Raw genomic sequence first — 19,725 nt, forward strand, 5'->3', positions numbered from 1 at the left:
GGTGGCACCGGAGCGCCTCCCGCGGGTGGTTTCCGCGGTCGCCCCGGTGGCGGTGGCCGTGGCCGCGGCGGAGCGGCGGGAGCCTTCGGCCGCCCCGGTGGTCCGGCGCGTCGTGGCCGCAAGTCGAAGCGGCAGAAGCGCCAGGAGTTCGACAACATGCAGGCGCCGTCGGTCGGCGGCGTGCGGCTGCCCCGGGGCAACGGCGAGGTCGTCCGCCTGCCGAGGGGTGCCTCGCTGACGGACTTCGCGGAGAAGATCGACGCGAACCCGGCCTCGTTGGTGCAGGCCATGTTCCACCTCGGTGAGATGGTCACGGCCACCCAGTCGGTCTCCGACGAGGTGCTGGAACTCCTGGGTCAGGAGATGAACTACCAGATCCAGGTGGTCAGCCCCGAGGAGGAGGACCGGGAGCTGCTCGACTCCTTCGACATCACCTTCGGTGAGGACGCCGGGGGCGACGAGGACCTGCTGCCGAGGCCGCCGGTCGTGACCGTCATGGGTCACGTCGACCACGGTAAGACCCGACTGCTGGACACCATCCGGAAGACCAACGTCCACGAGGGCGAGGCCGGTGGCATCACCCAGCACATCGGTGCCTACCAGGTCGCGACGAACCTGGAGGGCGAGGAGCGGCTCATCACTTTCATCGACACCCCGGGTCACGAGGCGTTCACCGCCATGCGTGCTCGTGGTGCGACGTCGACGGACATCGCGGTCATCGTGGTCGCGGCCGACGACGGCGTGATGCCGCAGACGGCCGAGGCCATCGACCACGCACGGGCGGCCGACGTGCCGATCGTGGTGGCGGTCAACAAGATCGACAAGCCGGGTGCCAACCCCGCCAAGGTCCGCCAGCAGATGTCGGACTACGGCGTGGTGCCGGAGGAGTACGGCGGCGACACGATGTTCGTCGACATCTCCGCGCGCCAGGGCATCAACATCGAGGGCCTGCTGGAGGCGATCCTGCTGACGGCCGACGCCTCGTTGGACCTGCGGGCCAACCCGAGCATGGAGGCCCAGGGCGTCGCGATCGAGGCGCACCTCGACCGGGGCCGTGGTCCGGTGGCGACGGTGCTGGTGCAGCGCGGCACGCTGCGGGTCGGCGACTCGGTGGTCGCCGGGGACGCCTACGGGCGCGTCCGCCGGATGATCAACGAGTTCGACGAGGACGTCACCGAGGCGCTGCCGGCACGGCCGGTCCAGGTCATCGGGTTCACCTCGGTGCCAGGAGCGGGCGACACCTTCCTGGTGGTCGAGGAGGACCGGGTGGCACGGCAGATCGCCGACCGCCGCCGGGCCCGGCTGCGCAACGCGCAGTTCGCCGCGGCGCGCAAGCGCGTCAGCCTTGAGGACCTGGACAAGGCCCTCAAGGAGACCGGTCAGCTGAACCTGATCATCAAGGGTGACAACTCCGGTACCGTCGAGGCGCTGGAGAGCTCGCTGCTGAAGATCGACGTCGGCGACGAGGTCGAGCTCCGGGTGATCGGGCGCGGTGTCGGTGGCATCACCGAGGGCGACATCAACTTCGCCGCCGCCTCGGACGCCGTGGTCATCGGCTTCAACGTCCGGGCGACCGGGAAGGCCGACGAGCTGGCCAACCGCGAGGGCATCGATGTCCGGTACTACACGGTCATCTACCAGGCGCTCGAGGAGATCGAGCAGGCGCTGAAGGGGATGCTCAAGCCGGAGTACGAGGAGGTCGAGCTGGGCCGCGTGGAGGTCCGCGAGGTCTTCAAGTCCTCCAAGGTGGGCACGATCGCCGGCTGCATGGTCCTCAACGGCACCGTGCGCCGGAACTCCAAGGCCCGGTTGCTCCGGGACAGCGTGGTCGTCGCGGAGAACCTCTCCGTCAACACGCTGCGCCGGTTCAAGGACGACGTCACCGAGGTCCGCGAGGGCTTCGAGTGCGGTCTGACGCTCGGCTCCTACTCGGATCTCAAGGTCGACGACGTGATCGAGACCTACGAGATGCGGGAGAAGCCGCGCGGCTGAGTCACCAGGCGCTGGGCCGTCCCGGGTGGGGCGGCCCAGCGCGCTGTTCACGGCCGGTCCGATGCCGGCCGTTCCGTCCCGCCGACCAACACACGGTGATGCCTGGTGTACGTGGGTGCCCTCGAACTGGACGTGCTGCTGGGCGACGTCCGTTCGCTGAAACAGAAGAGGTCGGTGGTCCGACCGGTCATCGCCGAGCTGCGGAAGCGCTACGACGTCTCCGTGGGGGAGTGCGGCCACCTCGACCTGCACCGCAGGTCCCTGGTGGGGGTGGCGGTGGCAGCCGCCGACGCGGAGCACGTCCGGGACGTTCTCGACGCCTGCGAGCGGATGGTGGCCAACCGGCCCGAGCTGGAGTTGCTGTCCGCGCGGCGCCGGTTGTTCGGCCCCGAGGACGAGAACTGACCCACGGGGTCCGCGGGGGACCCCGCCAGCCCCGACCTTTCGACAACGCAGGTCCGCCTCGGTGCACGCCACCGGGGCCGCCCGCCGGCCGGTGCCGGTGGGCCCGACGACGAGGAGACAAGGCCGTGGCAGATCCGGCCCGCGCTCGCAGGCTCGCCAAGCGGATCGCGCAGATCATCGCCTCCGCGCTGGAACACGAGGTGAAGGACCCGCGTGTGGCGAGGGTGACGATCACCGACGCCAAGGTCACCGCCGACCTGCGCGAGGCGACCGTCTACTACACCGTCTTCGGTGAGTCCCTGTCCAGCCCTCCCGACGAGGCGGGCGCCGCCGCGGCCCTGGAGAGCGCCAAGGGCGTCCTCCGGTCCAAGGTGGGGCAGGGCACCGGGATCAAGTTCACCCCCACCCTCACGTTCGTGCCCGACAACGTGCCCGACTCCGCCAGGAGGATGGACGAGTTGTTGGCGCGGGCGCGGGAGGCCGACGAGCAGGTGGCCAGGCTGGCGGCCGACGCACGGCACGCCGGCGACCCGGACCCCTACCGGACGGCCGACGAGGTCGACGCCGAGGAGGACCTCGGCGGCGGGGCGAGCACCTCCCCGGAGGAGGACGCGCCGCCCCGGGACACGCGGGGCGACTGAGGTTCCGGCGCGCTCGGCGATGCGGTGGGAACACCAACGGGGTGCGCCTCGCCAGCCGAGGGCGGACCCGCGTTCGTGCCGGCGCGGGAGGTCCCCCGCCGCGAGGGGGTCCTCCGCCCGCTGGCCCCTCCGGGCCGGCTCGGCGTGGTCGCCCGCCCCGTTCTCCGCCCCCGGCGGGCGACCTCCCAGGGGTGCTGATCGGGCGGTGGCGGGCGCGTCGAGGTCGGCCCCTCGACGGGCCGTTCGCGGACCCCGAGGGGAAGGGCACCCCGAGCGGCTTCTCCCGCAGGACGACGACCCTCGCCTGGTGCTCCGCCGCCCGGGCTGGCGACTGGAGGACGGAACCCACGTGTGGAACACCAGGTCGGAGGCGCCCGAGGACGTGGCGGCCGTCCGTGCCGTCTGTCTCGCGGCCTTCCCCACCCCCCTCGAAGCGGACCTGGTCGACGCCCTGCGGGCCGACCGGGAGGCGTGGAGCGGTGGCCTGCCCGTCGTGACCGAGGACCCGGCCGGTGAGGTCGTCGGGTACGCCCTGTTCACCCGGTGTCGGGTAGGGGACGGGCCGGCGCTCGCGCTCGGACCGTGCGCCGTGCTGCCGGAACACCAGGGACGGGGCGCGGGATCAGCCGCCATCCGCACCGGGCTGGACCTCGCTCGGCGCCGAGGTGAGAACCTGGTCGTGGTGCTGGGACACCCCTCCTACTACCCCCGGTTCGGGTTCACCCCCGCATCGGGGTTCGGTGTCCGGGCACCCTTCGACGCGCCCGACGACGCGTTCCTGGCCCAGGCGCTCGACCCCACCCGGCCCGCTCCGACCGGCCTCGTCCGGTACCCGGCGGCCTTCGGCGTCTAGGGGACCGGCGCGCCCCCGGTGCGGCGCGCCGGCCGTCCGGGTCGCCCTCGTGCCGGGTCGCTGAGGTCAGACCGGTTCCACCGGGCCGCCGGGTTCGGCCTGGCGGCGCGCCCGGAAGGCCGCCACGTGGGTCCGGTTCGCGCACCGGGGTGAGCAGAAGCGTTTGCGCCGGTTGGTGGAGGTGTCGAGGAAGAAGGCGGCGCAGGTGTCGTCCGCGCACCGGCCCCACCGCTCCAGGCCGTGGCGGACGATCCCCTGGGCGAGGCCCCACGCGGCCGCGGCCGCCACCTCCGTGGCCGGCTGCGCGTCGACGTCGGCGACGTGGACGTGCCAGTCCAGCCGGGCGGACACCGGCCCGCCAGCCCGGTCGGCCGTGCTCAGCTCCACGTTGCCCTCGTGGCCGGCGGAGAGGCGGGGCCGGGGCGGGTGCGCGCCCAGCAGGCCGTTGGTCTCCCGCATCACCGCCGCCGCGTCGCCGGTGACGACCGCGGCGAGGGCGTCCCGGAGCCGCTGTCGGGTCCCCCGCAGGTCCCGCAGGTCCTCCGGCGTCACCCGGTCCGCCCACCACGGCTCGTCGTGCAGCGCGGCGCGCAGGTCGTCAAGGGTGGACAGGTCCGCGTTGGCGAGCCGGAGTGTGATGTCCAGGTAATCAGCGTTGTCCATCGGCGGTCCTTACCCGTACAGTGCCCCTGTCAGGGGCAGGTCCCGAGTTCACACCTTACGAGGTTCGCGTGTCGCAGGTAGGAGACCGGGTCAGCCCCGGCAAGCTCGCGAAGCTGGCCGTGCCGGCGCTCGGGGTTCTCGCCGCCGAGCCGTTGTACCTGCTGGTGGACACCGCCGTGGTGGGCCACCTGGGCGGTGTCCCCCTCGCGGGGCTGTCCATCGGTGCCATCGTGCTGGCCCAGGTCTCCACGCAGCTGACCTTCCTCTCCTACGGCACCACCGCCCGTGCCTCCCGGCTCTACGGCGCCGGGAGACGCCGCGAGGCCGTCGCCGAGGGCGTGCAGGCCACCTGGCTCGCCCTCGCCGTCGGTGCCGTCCTGGTGGTCATCGGTCAGCTGTTGGCCGTCCCGATCGCCCACGCGCTCGCCGGCCCGGGAGAGGTCGCCGACGCCGCCGTCGGCTGGCTGCGGATCGCGCTGTTCGGGGCGCCGCTCGTGCTGGTGACGATGGCCGGCAACGGCTGGATGCGGGGCGTGCAGGACACCTTCCGCCCCCTGCGGTACGTGCTCGTGGGCAACGGGATCTCCGCCGTGCTGTGCCCCCTGCTCGTGCACGGCGCGGGCTGGGGCCTCAACGGCTCCGCCGTGGCGAACGTCGCGGCCCAGACGATCTCCGCCGGGTTCTTCTTCCGCGCCCTGGCCGAGGAACGCGTGCCGCTGCGACCGGAACCCGCGGTGATGCGCGCCCAGCTCAGGATGGGCCGCGACCTCATCCTCCGCAGCCTCGCCTTCCAGGCCTGCTTCCTCTCCGCGGCCGCCGTCGCCGCCCGGCACTCCGTGGCGGCCGCCGGTGCCCACCAGATCGTGCTCCAGCTCTGGACCTTCCTCTCGCTGGTCCTCGATTCGCTGGCCATCGCCGCGCAGGCACTGGTCGGAGCCGCCCTCGGCAGGTCCGACGCCCGGCAGGCACGGGGAGTGGCCCGGCAGGTCGCCCTGTACGGGTTCGTCTTCGGCGCGCTGTTGGCCGCCGGTTTCGCCGCGGTGTCCCAGGTGCTGCCCCGCGTGTTCACCCCGGACGCCGCCGTGCTCGCGGCGGTGCCCGACGCGTGGTGGTTCTTCGTGGCGCTGCAACCGGTCGCCGGCGTGGTCTTCGCGTTGGACGGGGTCCTGCTCGGTGCCGGGGATGCCGCCTTCCTGCGGACCGCGACGTTGGTCAGCGCCCTCCTGGGATTCCTGCCCCTGATCTGGACGTCGATGGCGATGGGCTGGGGCCTGCGTGGCATCTGGGCAGGACTCGCGGCGTTCATGCTGCTGCGGCTGGCCGCCGTGGTGGGGCGGGCCAGATCGGGGCGGTGGGCGGTCACCGGGGCGACCCGCTGACAGGCGGCACCGGGCACGGCGCGGGTTGCCCGACCCGGGCCGTGGCGCCGGCGGCGGCTTAGGGCAGGATGTGCGCCCGTGCCAGGCTCGAACCGTTCCTCCCGCGCCCGTGACCGTCATCCGACCGCCCCCTCGGGACTGCTCGTCGTGGACAAGCCGTCCGGAATGACCTCGCACGACGTGGTGGACCGGGCGCGCCGCTCCCTGGGCACCCGCAAGGTCGGCCACGCGGGGACCCTGGACCCGATGGCCACCGGCGTGCTGATCCTCGGCGTGGAACGCGGCACCAAACTGCTGGGTCACCTCGCGCTCGACACCAAGGCCTACCTGGCGACGATCCGACTGGGCGCCTCGACGACCACCGACGACGCCGAAGGCGAGGTCCTCGCCGAAGCGCCCGCCGCCGACGTCGACGAGGAGGCGGTCCGGGCGGGGATCGCCGCCCTGACCGGTGACATCGAGCAGGTGCCCAGCGCGGTCAGCGCGGTGAAGATCGCCGGCCGCCGCGCCTACGAGCTGGTGCGGGCGGGGGAGAAGGTGGAACTGCCACCGCGACCGGTCACCGTCCACCGCTTCGACCTACTCGCGGTGCGCCGGCTCGCCGCGACCACCGAACTCGACGTCCTGGTGGAGTGCTCCTCCGGAACCTACGTCCGCGCGCTGGCCAGGGACCTGGGCGCGTCCCTGGGCGTCGGCGGCCACCTCGGCGAGCTGCGCCGTACCCGGGTCGGCCCGTTCGGCATCGTCAGCGCTCGCACCCTGGAGCAGGTGGAGCGCGAACCCGGCCTGTCGATGGGCCTGGACGACGCGGTCGCCACCGCCTTCGCCCGGCGCGACGTCACCCAGGCGGAGGCGACGGCGCTGGGGCACGGCCAACGTCTCGCCCCGACCGGGCGGCGGGGGGCCTACGGGGTCTTCGCACCCGACGGCAGGGTGATCGCACTGGTCGCCGAGGACGGCGGCGTGACCAAGCCGCTGGTGGTGCTGGCCGGCGCCGGCGGCTGAGCGGGTGGTGGCACCGCCGTGGTCTCCACCGGGGCGCGGCGCGGTGGACCGCCGTCGTAGTCTGCGTGTCATGCAACGCTGGCGTGGCTTGGAACCGCTCCCTGGCAACTGGGGTCGCTGCGTGGTGACCATCGGGATCTTCGATGGTGTGCACCGCGGCCACCAGCGACTCATCGGCACCGCCGTGGAGCAGGCCAGGAAGCAGGGCGTTCCCAGCGTCGTGATGACCTTCGACCCGCACCCGGCCGAGGTCGTCCGCCCCGGCAGCCACCCGGCCCAGCTCACCAGCCTGCGGCGCCGCGCGGAACTCGTCCAGGAACTGGGGGTGGACGTCTTCTGCGTCATCCCCTTCACCCAGGAGCTCGCGCGGATGCCCGCCGACGAGTTCGTCCACGAGCTGCTCGTCGACCAACTGCACGTCGCCACCGTGGTGGTGGGGGAGAACTTCACCTTCGGCCACCGCGCGGCCGGGGACGTCGCGCTGCTCAACCGGCTGGGCCGCCGGTTCGGCTTCACCACCGAGGGCACCGAACTGCTCTCCACGGAACGGGTCACCTTTTCCTCGACCTACGTCCGGTCCTGCGTGGCGGCGGGTGACGTGGGCGAGGCCGCGGCGGCGCTGGGACGACCCCATCGGCTGGAGGGGGTGGTGATCCGGGGCGAGGGACGGGGACGCGACCTCGGCTTCCCGACGGCGAACCTGTCCACCGCACCGCACGCGGCGGTGCCGGCCGACGGTGTCTACGCCTGCCTGTTCGGCCACCGCAAGCGGACCGAGCCGCATCCCGCCCGGGTCCGCCCGGCCGCGGTCTCGGTCGGCACCAACCCGACGTTCTCCGGCTCGGAACGCCGGGTCGAGGCCTTCGTGCTGGACGCCGACGAGGACTTCTACGGCGAGCACGTCGAACTCGACTTCGTCGAGCGGCTGCGGGACATGGAACGCTACGACTCCGTCGACGCGCTCGTCGAGCAGATGGAGCGGGACGTGGTCCGCACCCGGGAGCTGGTCGGCGAGGGGCGCTGAGCGCTCGCGCCCCCGTGTCCACCGCCCACCGTGCGCGTCGGCGGGGAGGAGATACCGGTCCCCAACCTGTCGGTTGCCCACCTCGGGGCGGAACTGACCTGGCAGGATACGTCTGGGTGGCCAGCCTGACGACGATGACACGGCCAGGGAGCGGGAACGTGGAGGAGCAGCAGATTGTCCAGCGCAACCTCGCGCTGCAACGCGAGTGGTACGGGGAACCACTCGGCGACCGCGTGCGACGGCTCGTCGTCGCCTACAGCATCTCCCAAGCCCAGCTGGCCGACGTCCTCGGTATCAGCGCGCCGATGTTGAGCCAGGTGATGAGCGGCCGCCGGGCGAAGATCGGTAACCCGGCGGTGCTGGCCCGGTTGGTGATGTTGGAGCGGAAGGTCCTCACCCCCGACGTCTCCACCGGGGAACGGGAGGCCATGCAGCGGGCGCTCGACGAGGTGCGCGCGTCCCGTCCCACCGTCGGGCGAGGCTCGCTCCCCGTCGACGACGGGACCGGCGAGCAGGTCACCCTGACGTTCCTGGCGAAGACGGCGTCCTTCGACGAGCTGGTCGGCGCGGCCGAGCTGATCGAGGACCGGTACCCGAAGTTGGCCCGGCTGTTGCGCTACGCAGCCAGGGAGTGACGAGGTCCCGTGCGGCTGTTCACCGCGTTGTGGCCACCTGACGACGTGGTTCGTGACCTCGCCGCGGCCCTCCGCCGCGGCGGGGAGGCGGTCGACCCCGTCCCCGGCCGCCCGGTGCCCCGACGGGAGTGGCACGTCACCCTCGGTTTCCACGGTGAGGTCGCCGAGCCCGCTCGGCGGGCGGCCGGGCTGCGCGCCGCGCTCGTCGGTCGTCGCGCCCCCAGGCTGCGGATCGCCGGCGCCGGTGTCTTCCCCGGCGTCCTCTGGGCCGGGGTCGAGAGCGCCGGTCCCGAGGACCAGGCGGCGTTGTCCGCCCTCGTGGCGGCCGTCGGGGAGGCCGATCCGGCGGAGTTCCGGCCACACGTCACCGTTGCCCGGTGGTCCCGGCGCGCGGCACCCGACGTGACGGCGGCGGTCGCCGCCCTCCAGCCCTACACCAGCCGGTGGTGGACGCCCGAGGAGGTCCTGGTCGTGCGGAGCGACGCGGGGGAACGGTCCCGCTACTCCGCCTACCAGCGGATCGCACTGGGAGCAGGTACCGGACGCGGGGGCCGTTGACCAGCGGAAAGGCGCGGCGCCGCGCGCCGAAACGCGCGTGGTGGCGTGGAGGGTGCTATCGTGGCGGCCGGGTCCGGCTGCGTTCCGTGGCGGCCGTGACCGTCTTACCCCGGCGTGGCTTTGCGCGACCAGGCGCATGACCTGCATGAGGAGCCGACGGGAACCAGCGGGAACAGGGCGGATGGCCGTGCCGACGTCGTCGGTGCGTCCTGACGCCCGGGCTGGTGCCGTGGGCACCGTGTCCAGGGGCCGCACGGAAATCTGTGAGGAGATGACACGTGGCACTGTCCACCGACGAGAAGAAGCAGGTCCTCGGCGAGTACGGCCTGCACGACAGCGACACCGGGTCCCCCGAGGCTCAGGTCGCGATGCTGACCAAGCGCATCACGGGCCTGACGGAGCACCTGAAGACCCACAAGCACGACCACCACTCCCGTCGTGGTCTGCTGCTGCTGGTCGGCCGCCGCCGCCGACTGCTCAACTACCTGACGAAGGTGGACATCGAGCGCTACCGGTCCCTGATCAGTAGGCTCGGACTGCGTCGCTGACGCCAGGCCGAGGGGGAGCAGCCGAGTCGGCTGCTCCCCCTCGGCACATAGGAACGACACCGTCCGGATCCCCCGGGCGGGACAACCACAGAGCGAACGCGCCGAACCGACCACGGGAGAACTGTCCGCCGGTCCTCGGTAGTGGCTTTCGGGCAGTTCGGCCCGGGAGCTTCGATCGAAGACCGGCCTCGAGTGGACCGCGACCCCTGGTGCGTCGGACGCGTCGCAGACGAGGAGAACCTGTGACGGACAACGACTTCACCGAAGTCACCGCGACCATCGACAACGGGAAGTTCGGCACCAGGACGGTGCGCTTCGAGACGGGCCGGCTCGCCAAGCAGGCCGCCGGCAGCGTCGCCGCCTACCTGGACGACGAGACGATGCTGCTGTCGGCGACCACCGCCTCCAAGCAGCCGAAGGAGCACTTCGACTTCTTCCCGCTCACCGTCGACGTCGAGGAGCGGATGTACGCGGCCGGGCGGATCCCCGGTTCGTTCTTCCGCCGGGAGGGCCGTCCCTCCACCGACGCGATCCTGACCTGCCGGCTCATCGACCGGCCCCTGCGCCCCTCCTTCGTCGACGGGCTGCGCAACGAGGTCCAGGTCGTCGTCACCGTGATGAGCCTGAACCCGGGTGACCTGTACGACGTGCTGGCCATCAACGCCGCCTCGGCGTCGACGCAGCTCTCCGGTCTGCCCTTCTCCGGCCCGATCGGCGGCGTGCGCGTCGCCCTCATCCAGGGCCAGTGGGTGGCGTTCCCGACCCACGAGCAGCTCCAGGACGCCGTCTTCGACATGGTCGTCGCCGGCCGGATCGTCGGCGACGACGTCGCGATCATGATGGTCGAGGCCGAGGCCACCGAGCGCACGATCGAACTGGTCGGCGAGGGCGCGCCCTCCCCGACCGAGGAGGTCGTCGCCCAGGGCCTGGAGGCCGCCAAGCCCTTCATCCGGGTGCTGTGCGAGGCCCAGCAGTCGCTGGCCGACTCCTCGGGCAAGGAGCGCCTGGAGTTCCCGGTGTTCCCCGCCTACGAGCAGGACGCCTACGAGGCCGTCGAGCGGGCGGCCTCCGCTGACCTGGCGCAGGCGCTGACCATCTCGGGCAAGTTGGAGCGCGAGGACCGCATCAGCGAGGTCAAGCAGGCCGCGATCGAGAAGATCGGCGTCGGTGAGGGCGAGGCCTTCGCCGGTCGGGAGAAGGAGATCTCCGCCGCGTTCCGCTCGCTGACCAAGCAGCTGGTCCGGCAGCGGGTGCTGCGTGACCGGGTCCGCATCGACGGCCGCGGGCTGGCCGACATCCGGAGCCTCGGCGCCGAGGTGTCAGTGATCCCCCGGGCGCACGGCTCGGCGCTGTTCGAGCGTGGGGAGACGCAGATCCTGGGTGTCACCACGCTGAACATGCTCCGCCTCGAGCAGACGCTGGACACGCTGGCGCCCGAGACCACCAAGCGGTACATGCACCACTACAACTTCCCGCCCTACTCCACCGGTGAGACCGGTCGGGTCGGTTCGCCGAAGCGGCGGGAGATCGGCCACGGCGCGCTCGCCGAGCGGGCCCTGGTGCCGGTGCTGCCCAGCCGGGAGGAGTTCCCGTACGCGGTGCGCCAGGTGTCCGAGGCGCTCGGCTCCAACGGCTCCACCTCGATGGGTTCGGTCTGCGCGTCGACGCTGTCCCTGCTCAACGCGGGTGTGCCGCTGAAGGCCCCCGTGGCGGGCATCGCCATGGGCCTGGTGTCCGACGAGGTCGACGGGGAGACCCGTTACGTCGCGATGACCGACATCCTCGGCGCCGAGGACGCCTACGGCGACATGGACTTCAAGGTCGCCGGCACGAAGGACTTCGTGACCGCCCTCCAGCTGGACACCAAGCTCGACGGCATCCCCTCGGAGGTGCTGGCCCAGGCGCTCCGGCAGGCCTACGACGCCCGGGTGACCATCCTCGAGGTGATCACCGAGGCCATCGACCGGCCCGACGAGATGAGCCCCTACGCCCCGCGCGTCACCAGCATCAAGATCCCGGTGGACAAGATCGGTGAGGTCATCGGCCCGAAGGGCAAGATGATCAACTCGATCACCGAGGAGACCGGTGCCGACATCTCCATCGAGGACGACGGCACGATCTACGTCGGCGCGGGTGACGGCCCGTCCGCGGACGCGGCGATCGACAAGATCAACGCGATCGCGAACCCGCAGCTGCCGAAGGTCGGTGAGCGTTTCCTCGGCACCGTCGTCAAGACGGCCGCCTTCGGGGCCTTCGTCTCGCTGGTGCCCGGCAAGGACGGCCTGATCCACATCTCCAAGCTCGGCAACGGCAAGCGGATCGGCAAGGTCGAGGACGTGGCCAAGGTCGGCGACAAGCTCCGCGTGGAGATCGCCGACATCGACAGCCGCGGCAAGATCAGCCTGGTCCTGGTGTCCGACGAGGAGCAGGCGAGCGACGAGCCCGCTGAGGCGCCCGCCGACGAGTGACGACGTGGCACACCCCGACCGCGGGCGCCTCCGGCGCCCGCGGTCACCTGTCTGGCGTGGAGTCCCGGTGGTGAGTTGGATGGATGCCAATGCCTCGTCGCTCGACGGCGGGACAGTGCTGGAAAGCGGACCGGACGGGCACCTCGTCCGCCGCAGTGTTCTGCCCGGTGGCCTGCGGGTGCTCACCGAGCGGGTGCCCGGGGTGCGCTCGGCCTCGGTGGGGATCTGGGTCGGAACGGGGTCGCGCGACGAGGAGCCCGAGGTGGCCGGAGCCGCCCACTACCTGGAGCACCTGCTGTTCAAGGGCACGGCGCGACGGACGGCCGCGGAGATCGCCGAGGAGGCGGACGCCGTCGGCGGTGAGCTGAACGCCTTCACCGCCAAGGAGCACACCTGCTACTACGCGCACATGCTGGACACCGACCTGCCGCTGGCGGTGGACCTGATCTGTGACGTCGTCTTCGACGCGGTGATCAGCCCCCGGGACGTCGAGGTGGAACGCGGCGTGGTCCTCGAGGAGATCGCGATCCGCGACGACGACCCGGAGGACCTCCTGCACGAGGCGTTCTGCACCACCGTCCTGGGTGACCACGCGTTGGGCCGGCCGGTGCTGGGCACCGAGGAGTCCATCACCGGGATGACCGCCTCGGCCCTCCAGGGGTTCTACCGCCGCAGGTACACGCTGCCGCACATGGTGGTCGCGGTGGCCGGCAACGTCGACCACGACGAGGTCGTGATGCTGGTGGGCAAGGCGCTGGCCGGCAGGCTCGTCGGGACGGAGCCGCCGGTCGGGCCACGTCGCGGGGTCGCCGAGATCCCCGGCCGACGCCGTCTGGTCCTCGAACACGCCGACAGCGAGCAGGCCCACCTGATGGTGGGCATGCCCTCCATCCACCGGCACGACGACCGGAGGTTCACACAGCGGGTGCTCAGCGCGGCCCTCGGCGGTGGCATGAGCTCCCGGCTCTTCCAGGAGGTGCGGGAACGGCGCGGGCTCGCCTACTCCGTCTACTCGTCCGTGGCCTCCTACGCCGACACCGGCAGCTTCAGCGTCTACGCCGGCTGCCAGCCGGCACGACTGGGTGAGGTGGTCCGGGTCGTGCGCTCGGTGCTCGCCGACGTCGCCGAGGGCGGGCTGTCCGACGCCGAGGTGGCCCGGGGACGCGGACAGCTCCGGGGCGGCCTGGTGCTCGGCCTGGAGGACAGCGGGTCACGGATGTCCCGGCTGGGCAAGGGCGAACTGAACTACGGAACCTACCTGCCGGTGTCCGACGAACTGGCCATGATCGACGCGGTGCGGGTCGAGGACGTGTCCGCGCTGGCCGCCGAACTGCTGCGACGTCCGCTCAGCGTGGCCGTGGTCGGCCCGTACTCCCATCCCGACGAACTCCCAGCCGAAGTGCACGAGGTGATCAGGTGAGCACTGTTGACCAGCCGTCCGGTCCGGTTCGGGTCGGCGTGATCGGCGCCCGGGGGCGCATGGGGTCCGAGGTCTGCCGGGCCGTGGAGGGCGCCGCCGACCTGGAGCTGGTCGCGGCGCTCGGCGCCGGCGACCCCCTGGACCGGCTCACCGAGTCGGGCGCCCAGGTGGTGGTGGAGTTCACCCGTCCCGACGTCACCATGACCAACATCCGGTTCTGCGTCGACCACGGCATCCACACCGTGGTCGGGACCAGCGGGTTCGACGACGAGCGGTTGGCGAGCCTGTCGGAGCTCGTGGCCGAGCGACCGGGGGTGGGCGTGCTGGTCGCGCCGAACTTCGCGATCGGCGCCGTGCTCGCCATGCGGTTCGCCGAGATCGCGGCCCGGCACTACGAGTCGGCCGAGATCATCGAACTGCACCACCCCCGCAAGGTCGACGCGCCGTCAGGAACCGCCGACCGCACCGCCCGGCTGATCGCCGGAGCCCGGCGCGACGCCGGCCTCGGACCGGCCCCCGACGCCACCACCCAGCAGGTGCCCGGGGCCCGGGGAGCCGACATCGCCGGGGTTCCCGTGCACTCGGTCCGCCTCTCCGGGCTGGTCGCGCACCAGGAGGTGCTCTTCGGGTCGGAAGGGGAGACCCTCACGATCCGGCACGACTCGGTCCACCGGTCGTCGTTCATGCCCGGTGTGCTGCTGGCCGTCCGCGAGGTCGGGGCCCGGCCCGGGGTGACGGTCGGCATCGACCCGCTGTTGGGGCTCTGATGCGGGCTCGGGCCACCGCCGTCGTCCTCACCGCGGCGCTGGTCGTCTACCTGGTCCTGCTGGCGGGCAGGGCGTGGCTGCTGGTCACCTCCGGCGACCCGGTCGCCGCGCTGCTCGGGGTCGCGGTGCTCGCGTTGCCGCTGCTCGGGGCCTGGATGGTGGTCGCCACCTGGCGGTTCGGGGCGCGCACGGCCCGCCTCGGGGAGCGCATCGTCGCCGAGGGCGGGCTCCCCGACGAGTCCCACCTGCCGACCATGCCCTCGGGCCGGATCGAGCGGGCCGCGGCGGACGAGTTCTTCGCGGCCAGGCAGGCCGAGCTCGACGAGGCACCGGGGGACTGGCGCAGCTGGTTCAAGCTCGCCCGGGCCTACGACCTGGCCGGTGACCGCCGCCGGGCCCGGGAGGCCATGCGGCGGGCCGTCGACCTGGAACGAGGGACGACGAGCTGAGGGGGCTCACCGGGGCTCGGCGTCCGGCGCCGCCCCGAACGGCGTGCCACCGGTCTCGCCGCCCCGCTCCACCAGCGGGATGTCCAGCGGACCGGTGAACCGCACCTCCCGGAACGGTCGGCCACCGGCGTCGAGGGTGCGAGCCGTTCCGTCCGGCTCCCAGCCGGCCTTCCGGTAGAAGGATTCCGAGGCGGCGTCGGACTGCGGGATCCAGGCCACCCCCCGTTCCGCCCCCTCGCCCCGGAGTGCCTGGCCGGCGGCCGCCAACAGCCGTCCCGCGTGCCCCCGCCGACCCCAGCGGGGTTCCACGAGCAGCACGCTGACCAGCCCCACCCGGTCCGCGTCCGCCGGCAACGCGCCGCCGGCGGAGGCGACGGCCTCGGCGGGAGCGGGTCCGGCCGCGCAGAAGCCCACGGTCCACTCGCCCTCGGTCGCGACGAACACCCGGGCCGCCGGTTGGGCCAGCGCCTCGTGCCACGCCTCCTCAGCGTCCGGGGTGTCCAGGGTGGCCAGCACCTCGGACGGCAGCAGGTCCGCGTAGGCGGCCTGCCAGGTGACCCGTTGGATCCTCGTGATCTCACTGACGTCCGCTGTCACGGCTGGTCGAACATCGGCTACGGCCATGCGCACCAACGTATCCGCGCCGCCCGGACGAGTCGCCGGCGGGCGGTGGCCGCTCCGGGTGGGGGCGCCGCCCCGACGGGCCGGGTCCGCGGTCGGCTCGGTGGGGAGCTGGCCCCGGGAGCGGGGGAGCCGGGCGCACGGCGCACCGAACGCCCGCCGGCCCGGGAGTTCGGTGCGGGCGGGATGCGGCGGGGACGCCACGAGCGGGCCGCCGTCGGAGTTGTCGGACCTCGGTGGCAGCATCCCCGGACTGTGCAGACGATGAGCGGTGCGGCGGCGACCAGGCTCGCGCTCGGAGCGCAGGGCTTCACCGACGCCCGACCCACCGGCAGACCCACCAGACACCACCTCAAACGGGTGCTGAGCAGGGTGAGGTTGCTCCAGCTCGACTCGGTCAACGTCGCCGTCCGAGCCCACTACATGCCGGTCCTGAGCCGGTTGGGCCCCTACGACCGGGCGCTGCTCGACGACGCCGCGTGGTCCGACAGCGCGGCCAGGCCCCGCCTGCTGGTCGAGGACTGGGCGCACGAGGCCAGCCTCGTGCCCGTCGCGGACTGGCCGCTCCTGGGCTGGCGGCGGGAGGCCTACCGCCAGCGGTACGGGCACCACCGGGAGGCGCTGGAGGAACGCTGGCCCGGCCTCGCGGACGAGGTGCTCGACGCCGTCAAACGTCTCGGACCGATCAGCGCGGGCGCGCTCGAACGTGAGCTGACGGGCGCGAGTTCGGGGTCACGCGGCGGGTGGTGGAACCGGAGCGACACCAAACGCATGTGCGAGTACCTGTTCGGTGTGGGGGCGTTGACCACCGGCACCCGGCGGTCGTTCGAACGGCGCTACGACCTCCCGGAACGGGTGCTGCCCCCGTCGTCGTTCGCGGGTACCCCGCCGGACCGGGCCGAAGCGGCGCGGGCACTGGTGCTGCGGTCGGCCGGTGCCCTCGGTGTCGCCACCGAACCGGACCTGCGCGACTACTACCGGCTGCCGCCCTCGGCGTCGAAGCCGGCGGTCGCGGAGTTGGTGGACGCCGGGCTGCTGGAGACCGTGGAGGTGCGGGGCTGGGACAGGCCGGCCTACCGCCTGCCGGAAGTCAGCGTGCCCCGCCGCGTGGTGGGCCGCGCGTTGCTGTGCCCGTTCGACCCGCTGATCTGGCGGCGGGAGAGGGCGGAGCGGTTGTTCGGCTTCCGCTACCGCATCGAGATCTACGTGCCCGAGAACAGGAGGGTGCACGGGTACTACGTCTTCCCGTTCCTGCTCGACGGCGCGTTGGTCGCCCGCGTCGACCTCAAGGCCGACCGGGCGGCCGGGGTGTTGCGCGTTCCCGGGGCGTTCCTGGAGGAGGGCCGCCCGGTGGCCAGGACCGCCGCGGAGCTCGCCGGCGCCCTGCGGGAGATGGCGGAGTGGTTGGAGCTCGACGGGGTGGTCGTCGGCGGGCGAGGGGACCTCGCGGATCCCCTCGCCCGGGCCCTCGCGGTTCCGGCCGGGGCCTGACCGGGCACGTACGGGGCAGGGTGTCGACGGTCAGGGGCGTTCGGTGCTGGTCACGTGCACCCGCCCCAGGCCGGACCTGGCCCGCACCCGCAGGCCGACCTCGGCGTCCGAGGGCGGGTGGTCGGCCACCGCCAGCGCACTGCGGAAGCCGCCCAGGGGCGCCTGCACGTCCAGTTCGGTGTGCACGCCCCTGGCGATGCCGATGTGGAGCTGCCCGGTGCCGGTGGTGAGCCGCAGGTCGCCCTCGACGGCCTCGGTGACGGTGATGTCCCCGGCACCGGTGCGGACCGTGACGTCGCCGCGCACGGTGCCCATCCGCACCGTTCCGAGACCGGTGCGGACGGCGGTCCGGCCGCTCACCTCGGAGAGGTCCACCTCGCCGGCCCCGCTGTGCACCGTCGTCTCGCCCCGCACGCGGGTCAGCCGGATGCGGCCAGCACCGCTGCCGACGGTGACCCGGCCGTCGGCGGCGTCGGCGTGCACCTCGCCGGCACCCGCCCGCAGGTCCAGCCCGGCGGCCTCCCCCTTCACGGTGACGTCCCCTGTTTCGGTGCGCACGGTCACCCTGGAGCTGCTGGGTACCCGCACCAGCAGCGACATCGGAACCGATCGCAGCGGGGGGCTCTGGGGCGAGCGGACGAGGAGCCGGTTGTCGCCGTGGTCGATCCGGCTGCGCGCGATCGCCGTGGCGGCGAGGTCGACCGAGTCCTCCTCGGCGCGTTCGGTGGCCCAGCCCACGAGGTCGAGGAGGCCGCCGGCCCACCCCGCGCCGCGGTCGGGAGCGTGGCGCAGCTCGACGCTGCCGCCGCTGTCACCGCCGAGCTCGACGGTGACATCGCAGTCGGCGACGCCGATGTCCAGCTCCACGGGCCCGTCGGCCTCGAACTCCACCTTCCGGGCCCGGGCCCGCCGGGACTGCCCGTTGTGGTCACTGTCGGTCGTCATCGTCGTCCTCACGGTTGTCGTCGCCTGGAGGGGCGGCGCGCGGCGGCGGCCCCTCGTGTGCGGTGCGGATGGGGCGGGGAGGGATCAGCCCTGGACCCAGCCGTGCACCCCGCCGTCGCCGTCCCGGTCCCGGCCGGAGCCGCGCTGGTCCTCGTGCCCGCCGGGCCGCTCACCCCGGGCCCTGGGACCTCCCCGGTGCCCGTGCCCGCTCCAGGGGCCGTTCAACGCCCCCTGCACGGCCTGGGCGACCCACGAGTTCAGCGAGACGCCCTGCGTCGCGGCGGCCTGCTCGGCCTTCGACTTGATCTCGTCGAACAGGCGCAGCGTGATCCGGCTGATGTCGCCTTCGGCGGGGGGCGGGGGCGGCGGAGGCGGCGGGGCGGACTTCGGGTGCTCGGTCGACTCGCGGGGAGGACCGCCGACCGGGGTGACGACGACGGTGACGTCCCGGCCGCTGATCCGCAGGTCGACGACGTGGTCGTCCAGGTTCGACGTGACCTCGGCGGCGAGGTCGGAGAGGGCGTTCATCAACGCCAGCCGGATGGCGGGTTCCACCGCTCCGGCCAGCAGGGTGGCCGCCCGCTTGGTCTCCTCGTCCCCGGCGGAGGCCGCCGAGGCAAGGTCCTTCCTCAGTTGGGCGACGTACGGTGAGAGATCCATGACGTCACTATGACATCATGAGTGATGTCATGCAAGGGAGAAATGACACATAGATGGTGTCATCGTGGGGGAGTGGTGATGTCATCGTGGGGAGGTTCGCCGGTCGGACCAGGCGGGCGCCCGTCCGCCCGGGCTCCTCCTCCCACCCCGAAGGCCCCAGGAGCAGGGCGGTTAGGCTGCCGGGCGGGCTGCAAGCCGCCGCCCGGATCGGGAAGCGGTCCGGAGCCGATCGTTGAGGGAGTAGTTGGGCCGTGACCGAGCTGGTGTCGCCGAAGGTGCAGTTGATCGCCAAGACGGAGTTCACTCCGCCGGCCGACGTGCCCTGGGAGACGGACGCCGAGGGCGGTGAGGCGCTCGCCGAGTTCGCCGGCCGCGCCTGCTACCAGTCGTGGCGCAAGCCCAACCCCGCCACGGCCACCAACGCCGGCTACCTCCGCCACATCCTCGAGGTCGGCCACCTGTCGGTCCTCGAACACGGCACCGTGAGCTTCTACTTCACCGGTGTCTCCCGCTCGCTCACCCACGAGCTCATCCGGCACCGCCACTTCTCCTACTCGCAGCTCTCCCAGCGGTACGTGCCCGAGCGCAAGGCCGCGATGGTCGAACCCGACGTCATCGCCGAGGACCCCGAGCTGCACGCCCGGTTCCAGGCCGCCGCCGAGGCCAGCGTCGCCGCCTACAACGAGCTGCTCGCCGGGCTGGAGGAGAAGTTCGCCGACCTGCCCAACGCCACGCTGCGCCGCAAGCAGGCCAGGCAGGCCGCGCGCGCGATCCTGCCCAACGCCACCGAGACCCGCATCGTGGTCACCGGCAACTACCGGGCCTGGCGGCACTTCATCGCCATGCGGGCCACCGAGAGCGCCGACGTCGAGATCCGCGCGCTCGCCGTCGAGTGCCTCCGCCAGCTCCAGAAGGCCGTGCCCAACGTGTTCGGCGACTTCGAGATCTCCGCGCTGCCCGACGGCACCGAGATCGCCTCGAGCCCCTACGTCACCGAGGGCTGACGGCGGGCCCAGGAGGCGGACACACGGCGGGGGTGGGGCAGCGCGGCGCGCGGCGGACCCCCGCCGCCTGGTCCGGCGCCGTCCCGACACCCCGCGTCGGCGCTGGGACGCCCCCCGGGGCCGACGTCGGTGACCAGGACCGAGGCCGGCCGTCGTACCGGTGGCAAGGCCCACGGCGGCCCCGCACCCGCCGGTCG

The 19,725-nt window shown here is 72.8% G+C and carries 20 protein-coding genes; 16 read left to right on the plus strand and 4 right to left on the minus strand.

All coding sequences use genetic code 11. From position 1 onward, the window contains the following. The 4 genes from infB to ACTIDRAF_RS33435 form a co-directional block, all read left to right on the plus strand. A partial coding sequence (infB, locus tag ACTIDRAF_RS0214600) for a translation initiation factor IF-2 (RefSeq protein WP_016699475.1) occupies positions 1–1,992 on the plus strand: 1,992 nt, incomplete at its 5' end. Between the two features lie 105 nt (positions 1,993–2,097). Continuing rightward, positions 2,098–2,397: a DUF503 domain-containing protein gene (locus tag ACTIDRAF_RS0214605; RefSeq protein ID WP_016699476.1), complete on the plus strand. Its 300-nt coding sequence runs from the start codon at positions 2,098–2,100 to the stop codon at positions 2,395–2,397. Positions 2,398–2,522: 125 nt separating this feature from the next. Beyond that, the gene (rbfA, locus tag ACTIDRAF_RS0214610) at positions 2,523–3,038 is read left to right on the plus strand and encodes a 30S ribosome-binding factor RbfA (RefSeq protein WP_016699477.1); all 516 of its coding nucleotides are present in this window, start codon (positions 2,523–2,525) and stop codon (positions 3,036–3,038) included. A gap of 307 nt (positions 3,039–3,345) precedes the next feature. Beyond that, on the plus strand, positions 3,346–3,891 hold the full coding sequence (locus ACTIDRAF_RS33435; RefSeq protein ID WP_016699478.1) for a GNAT family N-acetyltransferase: 546 nt from the start codon (positions 3,346–3,348) through the stop codon (positions 3,889–3,891). A 66-nt stretch (positions 3,892–3,957) separates the two neighbouring features. Here the strand turns inward: ACTIDRAF_RS33435 and ACTIDRAF_RS0214620 are convergent, their stop codons facing one another. Continuing rightward, positions 3,958–4,554, minus strand: coding sequence for a CGNR zinc finger domain-containing protein (locus ACTIDRAF_RS0214620; protein WP_016699479.1), 597 nt, complete (start codon positions 4,552–4,554; stop codon positions 3,958–3,960). A gap of 68 nt (positions 4,555–4,622) precedes the next feature. Between ACTIDRAF_RS0214620 and ACTIDRAF_RS0214625 the strand changes: the two genes are divergently transcribed. From ACTIDRAF_RS0214625 to ACTIDRAF_RS0214670, 10 genes are all read left to right on the plus strand, one after another. Beyond that, on the plus strand, positions 4,623–5,933 hold the full coding sequence (locus ACTIDRAF_RS0214625) for an MATE family efflux transporter (RefSeq protein ID WP_016699480.1): 1,311 nt from the start codon (positions 4,623–4,625) through the stop codon (positions 5,931–5,933). A 78-nt stretch (positions 5,934–6,011) separates the two neighbouring features. Beyond that, positions 6,012–6,938 (plus strand): tRNA pseudouridine(55) synthase TruB, encoded by a 927-nt coding sequence (truB, locus tag ACTIDRAF_RS0214630; RefSeq protein WP_026066116.1) that lies wholly within the window; start codon positions 6,012–6,014, stop codon positions 6,936–6,938. 70 nt (positions 6,939–7,008) lie between these two features. Beyond that, the gene (locus ACTIDRAF_RS0214635; RefSeq protein ID WP_039787431.1) at positions 7,009–7,962 is read left to right on the plus strand and encodes a bifunctional riboflavin kinase/FAD synthetase; all 954 of its coding nucleotides are present in this window, start codon (positions 7,009–7,011) and stop codon (positions 7,960–7,962) included. 158 nt (positions 7,963–8,120) lie between these two features. Continuing rightward, entirely contained in the window at positions 8,121–8,597 is a 477-nt protein-coding gene (locus ACTIDRAF_RS0214640) for a helix-turn-helix domain-containing protein (RefSeq protein ID WP_016699483.1), read from the plus strand. A 9-nt stretch (positions 8,598–8,606) separates the two neighbouring features. Further along, positions 8,607–9,155, plus strand: a complete 549-nt coding sequence (gene thpR / locus ACTIDRAF_RS28980) for an RNA 2',3'-cyclic phosphodiesterase (RefSeq protein ID WP_016699484.1) — start codon at positions 8,607–8,609, stop codon at positions 9,153–9,155. 278 nt (positions 9,156–9,433) lie between these two features. Next, complete coding sequence (rpsO, locus tag ACTIDRAF_RS0214650) at positions 9,434–9,703, plus strand: 30S ribosomal protein S15 (RefSeq protein WP_016699485.1); 270 nt, start codon at positions 9,434–9,436, stop codon at positions 9,701–9,703. Positions 9,704–9,945: 242 nt separating this feature from the next. After that, positions 9,946–12,171, plus strand: coding sequence for a polyribonucleotide nucleotidyltransferase (locus ACTIDRAF_RS0214655; protein WP_016699486.1), 2,226 nt, complete (start codon positions 9,946–9,948; stop codon positions 12,169–12,171). 79 nt (positions 12,172–12,250) lie between these two features. Beyond that, complete coding sequence (locus ACTIDRAF_RS0214660; RefSeq protein WP_026066117.1) at positions 12,251–13,591, plus strand: M16 family metallopeptidase; 1,341 nt, start codon at positions 12,251–12,253, stop codon at positions 13,589–13,591. Further along, positions 13,588–14,358, plus strand: a complete 771-nt coding sequence (gene dapB / locus ACTIDRAF_RS0214665; protein WP_016699488.1) for a 4-hydroxy-tetrahydrodipicolinate reductase — start codon at positions 13,588–13,590, stop codon at positions 14,356–14,358. Before ACTIDRAF_RS0214660 ends, dapB begins: the two co-directional genes overlap by 4 nt. After that, positions 14,358–14,807: a hypothetical protein gene (locus tag ACTIDRAF_RS0214670; protein WP_016699489.1), complete on the plus strand. Its 450-nt coding sequence runs from the start codon at positions 14,358–14,360 to the stop codon at positions 14,805–14,807. The genes dapB and ACTIDRAF_RS0214670 overlap by 1 nt, the downstream gene beginning before the upstream one ends. A gap of 6 nt (positions 14,808–14,813) precedes the next feature. Here ACTIDRAF_RS0214670 and ACTIDRAF_RS28985 read toward each other — a convergent pair whose 3' ends face one another. Then, a complete protein-coding gene (locus ACTIDRAF_RS28985) occupies positions 14,814–15,431 on the minus strand; it encodes a GNAT family N-acetyltransferase (RefSeq protein ID WP_039787435.1) in 618 nt (205 codons plus the stop codon). Positions 15,432–15,683: 252 nt separating this feature from the next. Here ACTIDRAF_RS28985 and ACTIDRAF_RS0214680 point away from each other — a divergent pair, with 252 nt between their 5' ends. Then, positions 15,684–16,919, plus strand: a complete 1,236-nt coding sequence (locus tag ACTIDRAF_RS0214680; protein ID WP_026066118.1) for a winged helix-turn-helix domain-containing protein — start codon at positions 15,684–15,686, stop codon at positions 16,917–16,919. Between the two features lie 30 nt (positions 16,920–16,949). Here the strand turns inward: ACTIDRAF_RS0214680 and ACTIDRAF_RS28990 are convergent, their stop codons facing one another. Together ACTIDRAF_RS28990 and ACTIDRAF_RS0214690 are read right to left on the minus strand one after the other, a co-directional pair. Continuing rightward, a complete protein-coding gene (locus ACTIDRAF_RS28990; protein ID WP_016699492.1) occupies positions 16,950–17,864 on the minus strand; it encodes a DUF4097 family beta strand repeat-containing protein in 915 nt (304 codons plus the stop codon). Positions 17,865–17,948: 84 nt separating this feature from the next. Next, positions 17,949–18,524: a toxin-antitoxin system HicB family antitoxin gene (locus tag ACTIDRAF_RS0214690; protein WP_016699493.1), complete on the minus strand. Its 576-nt coding sequence runs from the start codon at positions 18,522–18,524 to the stop codon at positions 17,949–17,951. Between the two features lie 251 nt (positions 18,525–18,775). Here ACTIDRAF_RS0214690 and thyX point away from each other — a divergent pair, with 251 nt between their 5' ends. After that, a complete protein-coding gene (thyX, locus tag ACTIDRAF_RS0214695; RefSeq protein ID WP_016699494.1) occupies positions 18,776–19,528 on the plus strand; it encodes an FAD-dependent thymidylate synthase in 753 nt (250 codons plus the stop codon). Positions 19,529–19,725: the final 197 nt, after the last annotated feature.

Source organism: Actinoalloteichus spitiensis RMV-1378, assembly GCF_000239155.1.
Classification (GTDB): domain Bacteria; phylum Actinomycetota; class Actinomycetes; order Mycobacteriales; family Pseudonocardiaceae; genus Actinoalloteichus_B; species Actinoalloteichus_B spitiensis.

Bases quoted from the DNA above. Each gene is read 5' to 3' on its own strand.
- ACTIDRAF_RS0214620 (WP_016699479.1), bottom strand. From the start codon at position 4,554: ATGGACAACGCTGATTACCTGGACATCACACTCCGGCTCGCCAACGCG.
- ACTIDRAF_RS0214635 (WP_039787431.1), top strand. From the start codon at position 7,009: ATGCAACGCTGGCGTGGCTTGGAACCGCTCCCTGGCAACTGGGGTCGC.
- ACTIDRAF_RS0214660 (WP_026066117.1), top strand. From the start codon at position 12,251: ATGGATGCCAATGCCTCGTCGCTCGACGGCGGGACAGTGCTGGAAAGC.
- ACTIDRAF_RS0214670 (WP_016699489.1), top strand. From the start codon at position 14,358: ATGCGGGCTCGGGCCACCGCCGTCGTCCTCACCGCGGCGCTGGTCGTC.
- ACTIDRAF_RS28985 (WP_039787435.1), bottom strand. From the start codon at position 15,431: ATGGCCGTAGCCGATGTTCGACCAGCCGTGACAGCGGACGTCAGTGAG.
- ACTIDRAF_RS28990 (WP_016699492.1), bottom strand. From the start codon at position 17,864: ATGACGACCGACAGTGACCACAACGGGCAGTCCCGGCGGGCCCGGGCC.
- ACTIDRAF_RS0214690 (WP_016699493.1), bottom strand. From the start codon at position 18,524: ATGGATCTCTCACCGTACGTCGCCCAACTGAGGAAGGACCTTGCCTCG.